The sequence below is a fragment of the Blautia sp. BIOML-A1 genome, from assembly GCF_009883055.1.
GTDB lineage: Bacteria > Bacillota > Clostridia > Lachnospirales > Lachnospiraceae > Blautia_A.
In genome coordinates this window covers 1-8,066 of record NZ_WWVR01000057.1, presented here as the reverse complement: position 1 = coordinate 8,066, position 8,066 = coordinate 1, and the positions used below count along the sequence as shown (strand labels likewise).

The following is an 8,066-nucleotide window of genomic DNA, read 5'->3' as shown; positions in this document are numbered from 1 at the left end:
GGCAGTCGGAATTATGAAAAACAGAAGAAACGGGTTGCACTGTGTCATGAAAAGATCCGAAATCAGAGAAAAGATTTCCAGCATAAACTCAGTACAGGTCTTGCAGAGAACTATGATGCAGTATGCGTGGAAGACCTGAATTTGAAAGGGATGGCAGGAGGACTTCATCTTGGAAAAGGCGTACATGATAATGGATATGGCCTGTTTCTGTCTATGCTGGAATATAAACTGGAGGAACGCGGAAAATATCTGATCAAAGTAAACCGTTATTTCGCATCCAGTAAGATATGCAGTGTATGCGGAAAGAAAAAAGCCGAATTGTCTTTATCTGAAAGAATTTATTACTGTGAATGTGGAAACAGAATGGATCGTGATGTAAATGCAGCAGTGAACATCATGAATGAGGGAAAAAGAATCTTTGCAGAATGTGCATGACAGCACAATAAAAAGTCCGTATCCGGACAAGACAATAAGTAAGAAATATGCCCGTGTCCGGGCAAAAAATCGCGGGGCACGCGAGGATAGCTTGTAGATACTTGGCTCAGTAGAGCCATTGAGCAAGAAGCCCCCACTTCAAAATCAGAGATTTAAGTGGTGGGAGCATGTCACGATTTCTTTATAAAATTTCGTTTTCTTTTAGAAATGAGGTTTTATTTTCAAAGCCATTCCAGAAAGCATATTGAATTACTTTTTTGCATATGCTATAATGCCAGTAGGCAAAAAAAGAAAGCATCCATAGTGGAAGTACAAAGAAAAACCCCAGTGTTGCAGCACTGGGGTTTTTTATTCCTACTTTTGGCAATGGAAAGGATTGACTCCATAGGCTAGTTACCGACTATCGCTTGCCTAAAGAACAGTATGAAGAATGGCTGAAAAAGAAACATAAAGAATTGACAAAAAGACCAAAAAATCGCTCCGCACATTAATTTGTACCAGACTTTTATTTTCTGTATATTCTATTTTATTCTAACGTGTGCTACAGTAATGATGTTGCTGCCCTCAATCTGGCAACAGAAAGGAGGGTTGTCTGTGTTAGATGTACTTATTTCATTCTTAGTCGCTGTTGCGGCTGGTGTAGCCTGCCACTATATCATCAAATGGTTAGACAGCGGCAAATAACAGCAACTAACCTCGGTTCGTGCACCGTGAAAGCACAAAAAGAAAGCCCCCAGTATTCCCAGTACTGAGGGCTTTTGTCTGTGTTAGACATGTATTTCATTCTTTGCCTACGGCAATTATAGCATATGCCTTTTCGGAAATCAATATGCCTGATCTCGATATTTCTATAGATTTTTTCGCCATTTGTCACAAATTTGTCGCAAAATCATCTTTTCACAATTTCGTTAATTTCTGGAAAACCAATAAAATCAAGGGGTTTCGGCGTTATTTGTTACTATTATTTTAGACTTTTTAGATTTCTTTTAGAATCCGTACACAGTTTGCACACATTTATTTCTTATAATATGTCTTGGATAGATGAATAACCACTCTCTATCTCCCCCCTCAAAAAGTTAAGGAAAGCCGCCTAATTCAGGCGGCTTTCCTTATTCCCAAAACATACCTTCTTTTTAGTTCTTACGATTTGCCTCCGGTATTTTGGGCAAAATGTATTCCAAATACCTTTGGACATTCCATCTTTTTATTGCAATTCAACAGGCATTCTTTTATAATAAAACCAAAACCCAAAAGAAACGAGGAATCCATATGAGCGAAAAAACCGTAGTTGTTGCTCTTGGTCATAAAGCCCTTGGCACAACACTTCCAGAACAGAAACTTGCTACTAAAGAAACCGCGAAAGTGATCGCTGATCTTGTCGAAGAGGGAACCCGTGTTGTCATCTCTCACAGCAACGGTCCGCAGGTCGGCATGATCCACACAGCAATGAACGAATTCGGTAAAGCACACCCGGATTTCACCTTTGCTCCAATGTCTGTCTGCTCTGCCATGAGCCAGGGATATATTGGTTATGACCTTCAGAACGCAATCCGTGCCGAACTGATTTCCAGAGGTATTTATAAACCAGTTGCCACTGTTCTGACTCAGGTTGTCATTGATCCATACGATGATGCCTTTGGCGAACCGGAGAAGATCATCGGACGTGTTCTCACCGCAGACGAGGCAGAAGCAGAGGAAGACAAGGGAAATTTCGTTACTGAAACTGCACCTGGCGAATATCGCCGTATCCTTGCAGCTCCGAAACCACAGCGTATCGTTGAGATTGAAACTGTACGTGCACTTGCAAATGCAGAACAGATCGTAATTGCAGCAGGCGGCGGCGGAATTCCTGTTATGGAGCAGGGCATCGATCTTCACGGTGCAAGCGCCATCATTGAAAAGGATCTTGCAAGCGGTCTTCTTGCCGAAGAGCTGAATGCGGATACTCTTCTGATCCTCACCAGCGTCGAAAAAGTCAGCCTCAACAAGGACACTGACAAAGAAACTTATCTCGGTACTATTTCTGCCGAAGAAGCTCAGACATACATGAATGAAGGACAGTTCGCCGCAGGTTCCATGCTTCCTAAGATCCAGGCAGGACTCTCTTTCATAAGCAAAGGCGAAAACCGCCGTGCTATTATTACTGATATCGCACATGCCAAAGACGGTTACAGAGAAAAAACAGGAACTATCATTAAGTAATTTCCCTATAAACCGAATCAGTTCAGAACGCTGCCCTGTATTGCCCATACATGCAGCGTTCTTTTTTGACACCGATTGTATTTTTCTGTCATTTCATATATAATAGAAATACTGAACGAATTTTTTCTCAAATTCGATATTTTTTCGTAGAAATGGAGTAGCAAAATGGAACTAAAAAACAGAACGTTATCTAATTTTGCAGAACTGGTCCGTACCGGCGAATGCAAAAACTATCGCGGCAGACTCAAAGTCGGTGTTGACCTCGGTACTGCCAATACTGTCCTTGCAGTTGTGGATACCAACAACCGTCCCATCGCAGGAGTTTCTGCTCCTTCCCACGCTATCCGTGACGGTGTGATCGTTAATTATTATGAGTCTGTCCAGCTTGTAACTAAACTGAAAGAGCAGCTCGAAGAAAAACTCGGAACAGAACTGCTCTATGCTGCCGCTGCAATCCCTCCGGGAGTTTCTGAAGGCAGCATCAAGAGTATCGGCTATGTCCTTGAGGGAGCCGGTTTTGAAGTAACGAATATCGTGGACGAGCCTACTGCTGCTTCTGCCATCCTCAAGATTACTGATGGTGCTGTTGTCGATGTCGGCGGTGGTACTACCGGTATCAGTATTCTCAAAGACGGCAAAGTCATCTACACGGACGATGAGGCAACCGGTGGAAGTCACATGACCATGACTGTTGCCGGTCATTATAAGATTCCTTATGAAGAAGCTGAGGTACTCAAAACCACTCCGGAAAAAGAAGATGAAATTTTTCCTGTTATCAAGGCAACCATCGAAAAAATGGCAACTATCACCGAACGTTTTCTCAAGGGTTATGAAGTTCCTGCTGTTTATGTCGTAGGCGGTTCTGCAAGCTTCAAAGAATTCACCACAGTATTTGAAAAAAAACTCAGGCTTCCTGTTTACCGTCCGGTCCATCCTCTTCTTGTAACTCCTCTCGGCATCGCTTACAACTGCATACTGCCGCCTGTATCACCAAAGAAAAACTGATCAGAAGATTCATTATTATCTATTACACAAAAAACAGTACAGACACAACCATTGGTCATGTCTGTACTGTTTTTGTATACCCTTAACTGTTCAGCACCCTCACAGTTACTTATAAATTTTACATGGATTTTCGTTCAGCAATCTCTGCCATCTTCGCTTCATTCAGTCGTGTATCACCATGCACACGGCTGTAAGAAAGATATCCGTTCATACGGTCGATTTTCGTCAGATTACGTGATCCGCATACCGGGCACACATCCATTTCCAGTTCCTGATGCCCGCAGTCATCACAATATGCCAGAGAAAGATTTACTCCCTCATAGTAGCCCAGATTCATTGCTCTGCGGATCAGAGTACGAATGGCTTCTTTATTATATCCGATAGGATAGCGCACATACTGGATCTTGCCTCCATTGCAGAGTTCCCAGAAACGCCCTTCCAGATCCTGCTTCTCGATCGGAGTCACATCCTCTGTAACATGGCAGTGAAAACTGTTGCTTACATACGGTCTGTCAGAAACGCCCTCGACGATCCCATACATCTTACGGAACTGCTCAACCTGGAGTCCACAGAGACTTTCTGCCGGTGTTCCATAAATCGCATAAAGGTATCCGTCCTCCTGCTTAAACTGATTTACCTTATCGTTGATATACTTCAGAACTTCCAGTGCGAACTGTCCGTCCTCGCGGATTGACTTGCCATTGTAAAGTTCCTGCAGTTCATTCAATGCAGTAATTCCAAAGGAAGCTGTCATTGGTTTCAAAATCTTGCCGATTTTTTCATTTGGTTTAAGATGTCCGCCATAGAATCCGCCTTCGCAGTAAGCAAGCGGATTGGTGGATGCTCTCATCTGTCCCAGATATTCGTAGGTACGAATGTGGAGATTTCGGATCATCTGCAGATAAAAGTCAAGAACCTCATAAAAATCTCTGCTCTCCGCCCTTGCTTTTGCCAGGATCATCGGAAGATGAAGACTGACTGCACCAATATTGAATCGTCCCACAAATACCGGTGTATCCTTCTCATCAGCCGGATACATGCCGCCTCTCTCATACCACGGACTTAAGAAAGCACGACATCCCATAGGACTTATGACCTTGCCATACTGCTTGTACATGCTGGCAATATAACCCTTACCGGTCAGGGAAAGCCAGTCCGGATACATTGTCTTTGAAGAACAGTCCACACCTTCTTCAAAAATATCCTCACATGGTTTGCCCGGACCATGAAGGTTTTCATCATACAGAAATACGATCTTAGGGAAGAGCACCGGTTTCTTGTGTCCGGCCTTGCCCTGTCCTCCCTTGTGCACTTCCAGAAGAGAAATGTTGCACATCTTCTCAAACTGTCCTGTGCCAAGTCCAAGTGTCACTGTCACAAACGGATAATCACCTCTGGATGAACCCACGGTATTTAACTTATATTCAATTCCCTGCCATCCCTGGTCAAAATCTCTTCTTACTTTATCCAGTGCGTACTCAACAGCCTTCTCTTCTCTGCCTGTCCAGTTCTCATCCGAATATTTCATAAATTCACTGATATATTTATCATAACTCTTCTGTGCATACGGTCCGAGGATCTTGTCTACCTCCGGTACTGTAAATCCACCATACTGCTGTGCTGCAGTACTCAGAATAATATCACCCATGACATCAAACGCTGTATCCAATGTCTTCGGCTCATTGTACCAGACATTTCCCATCTCAAAACCGCCTTTAAGAACTGCACCGACGTCAAACAGACAGCAGTTCATCGTATCCAGTCTGGCAGACTGATCATGGATATAAATGTACCCGTCCTTACATGCCTGAAGTTCATTACGGTTCATAAAAAATTTACGATATAATTCTTTGTTCAGCTCATTAAAAATCAGACTTCTCTTTGTCGCTACCAGTGCACTGTCTGTATTTGCATTGCTCTTATCGCCGATATAGCGGATCGCCTGACTCTTGGTATAAACGTCATCCATCATATGAATAAAATCCAGCTTATAGTTGCGGTAATCACGATAACTCTTGGCAACCGCCGGATTCACACGCTCCAGTGCACCCTCGACAATATTATGCATCTCCTGGATCTCAATCTCATTCTTCCCCAGAGAGTCTGCATGCTCCTGAGCGAACTGACAGATAAATTCCTTCTCTTCATCTGAAAATGTATAAAGAATACGTGCGGCAGATTTGTTTACCGCCTTAACAATCTTCTGAGGATCAAATTCTTCTCTTGTACCATCTTTTTTGATTACATAGATCATATTCTTTGTCTCTCCTGTTTGCTGCAATTTTAAGGCCTTTCAGAGCTGTTCTGCCGCTTCACAGCTACAACGTACCAGTCCGTCAGCCTTCCCCATATATAGTGTTACTTATGAGAGTATACCACAACATCATGTGAAGTTAAAGGGGAAATTTCATTTTTTATTGTCTGAAATTTCCCCTTGTTTTTGTTATGTTTGTAACTGTTCAGTACCCTCACTGTCACGAGTCAAAATGCATTCCAAATCACCTTCGGTGATGGCATTTTGCCTTGTATGTGAAACACTCCTTCTCGCAGAACAGATCCTCTGACGACAGTAACATATATTTTAATCTCATTTCAAAAATAATGCAAGGTTAAAATTGCAATACATAAATTTTCTTGTTATAATAAAAAATATTCGACTGTTCCGTAGCTCACCGTTACAAGTCAATATTTATTATACAATTCACTTATAAAGTTTTAGGAGGAATTCCAATGGATCAGATTAAAATACCTGTCGGTTATCATTCAGATCTCAATCTGCATGATACACAGGTTGCAATTAAAACTGTAAAAGACTTTTTTCAGCAGACACTGGCTCAGAAATTAAATCTTCTCCGTGTTTCTGCTCCGGTTTTTGTATCACCATCTTCCGGTCTTAACGATAACCTGAATGGTGTAGAACGTCCTGTAAGCTTCGACATCAAAGGACAGGAAGAAAATGCCGAGATCGTACACTCTCTTGCCAAATGGAAACGCTACGCCCTTAAGAAATACGGCTTTGCTCACGGCGAGGGACTCTATACAGATATGATCGCTATCCGCCGTGATGAAGATCTCGATAATATCCACTCTGTTTATGTAGACCAGTGGGACTGGGAAAAAATCATCTCCAAAGAAGAGCGTACCATGGAAACGCTGATCAACACAGTTCGTTCCATCTACAGTGTTCTTCGCAAAACGGAGAAATATATGGCTGTTCAGTATGACTATATCGAAGAGATCCTTCCAAAGGAAATTGCTTTTGTTTCCACTCAGGAACTGGTTGATATGTATCCGGATCTTACACCAAAGGAACGGGAATACAAGATTGTCAAAGAAAAGGGTGCGGTCTTCCTCATGCAGGTAGGTAAGGTTTTATCTAACGGAGAGCGACATGACGGACGTGCCCCGGACTATGATGACTGGGAACTGAACGGAGATATCCTTGTATATTATCCTGTACTTGACATTGCTCTGGAGCTCTCTTCCATGGGTATCCGTGTTGACGAGGACTCTCTTGATTCCCAGCTTACAGAAGCAGGCTGCGATGACCGAAGAGAACTTCCATTCCAGAAGGCAATCTTCAATCAGGAGCTTCCATACACCATCGGCGGTGGTATCGGTCAGTCCCGAATCTGTATGTTCTTCCTGCGCAAAGCTCATATCGGTGAAGTACATGTTTCTATCTGGCCGGATTCTATTCAGAAAGCTGCTGAAGAAGGCGGAGTAAATCTGCTGTAAAATTTTCTTATTTTTTTAGTTTTATAGTTATTTTTCACCAATTTTTAATATTTAAACAATTGACATTCTGTACCCTACATACTATCATAATACTGTTCACAGCAGTCTGCTGCCTGTGAACAGCTACATAATTATAACAGCATCTGAATCAATGTTCAGATACACATATGATTAAAGAAAGACAGAGGTACTGACTGTGAATATTTTGTTTTTTTTAACACCCAAAAGTGATGTTGCTTATATATTTGAAGATGAGACACTTCGCCAGACAGTTGAGAAGATGGAACACCGCAAGTTCTCCTGTATCCCGATCCTCAATAAGGAGGGGAAATACACCGGCACCATATCTGAAGGTGATCTTCTGTGGGGTATTAAGCGTCTCAACATCAATATCACCGATCTGAAAGAAATGGAAGATGTTTCCATCATGGCAATCCCCCGCCGGGCTACCTATAAGCCGGTTCATGCGGATGCCGACATGGAGGATCTCCTGGATCGTGCCATCAACCAGAACTATGTTCCGGTTATAGATGACAAAGGGTCTTTTATCGGCATTATCACCCGTAAGGAAATCATCAAATACTGTTACAAGGAAATGAAGAAACTGAGGTAACTGTTCACAGGTAATATCCCGCGAGGTGTTTTGCCATGAATATGGCAAAATCCCGAGACATACGGGGCAAAAT

Annotated in this window: 6 protein-coding genes; 5 read left to right on the top strand and 1 reads right to left on the bottom strand. The window is 42.5% G+C overall.

Features of this window, described 5'->3' with window-relative positions; all coding sequences use genetic code 11:
• The 3 genes from GT674_RS16050 to eutJ form a co-directional block, all read left to right on the top strand.
• Positions 1-435: RNA-guided endonuclease InsQ/TnpB family protein (locus GT674_RS16050; RefSeq protein ID WP_243149169.1), on the top strand; the 435-nt coding region annotated here is incomplete at its 5' end.
• Between the two features lie 1,269 nt (positions 436-1,704).
• Positions 1,705-2,637 carry a carbamate kinase gene (arcC, locus tag GT674_RS16045; protein ID WP_161286601.1) on the top strand — a complete coding sequence of 311 codons (933 nt, stop codon included), beginning with the start codon at positions 1,705-1,707 and terminating at the stop codon, positions 2,635-2,637.
• Positions 2,638-2,802: 165 nt separating this feature from the next.
• The gene (eutJ, locus tag GT674_RS16040; protein ID WP_161286600.1) at positions 2,803-3,642 is read left to right on the top strand and encodes an ethanolamine utilization protein EutJ; all 840 of its coding nucleotides are present in this window, start codon (positions 2,803-2,805) and stop codon (positions 3,640-3,642) included.
• A 118-nt stretch (positions 3,643-3,760) separates the two neighbouring features.
• Here the strand turns inward: eutJ and nrdD are convergent, their stop codons facing one another.
• Positions 3,761-5,896, bottom strand: coding sequence for an anaerobic ribonucleoside-triphosphate reductase (gene nrdD / locus GT674_RS16035; protein WP_161286599.1), 2,136 nt, complete (start codon positions 5,894-5,896; stop codon positions 3,761-3,763).
• A gap of 476 nt (positions 5,897-6,372) precedes the next feature.
• Here nrdD and asnA point away from each other — a divergent pair, with 476 nt between their 5' ends.
• Both asnA and GT674_RS16025 read left to right on the top strand, forming a co-directional pair.
• Positions 6,373-7,380: an aspartate--ammonia ligase gene (gene asnA, locus GT674_RS16030; protein ID WP_161286597.1), complete on the top strand. Its 1,008-nt coding sequence runs from the start codon at positions 6,373-6,375 to the stop codon at positions 7,378-7,380.
• Between the two features lie 196 nt (positions 7,381-7,576).
• Entirely contained in the window at positions 7,577-7,993 is a 417-nt protein-coding gene (locus GT674_RS16025) for a CBS domain-containing protein (protein ID WP_161286595.1), read from the top strand.
• Positions 7,994-8,066 lie beyond the last annotated feature (73 nt).

What these genes read in the sequence shown, in the direction of transcription:
- nrdD (WP_161286599.1), bottom strand. Translation starts at nt 5,896, where the DNA reads ATGATCTATGTAATCAAAAAAGATGGTACAAGAGAAGAATTTGATCCT.
- eutJ (WP_161286600.1), top strand. Translation starts at nt 2,803, where the DNA reads ATGGAACTAAAAAACAGAACGTTATCTAATTTTGCAGAACTGGTCCGT.
- asnA (WP_161286597.1), top strand. Translation starts at nt 6,373, where the DNA reads ATGGATCAGATTAAAATACCTGTCGGTTATCATTCAGATCTCAATCTG.
- arcC (WP_161286601.1), top strand. Translation starts at nt 1,705, where the DNA reads ATGAGCGAAAAAACCGTAGTTGTTGCTCTTGGTCATAAAGCCCTTGGC.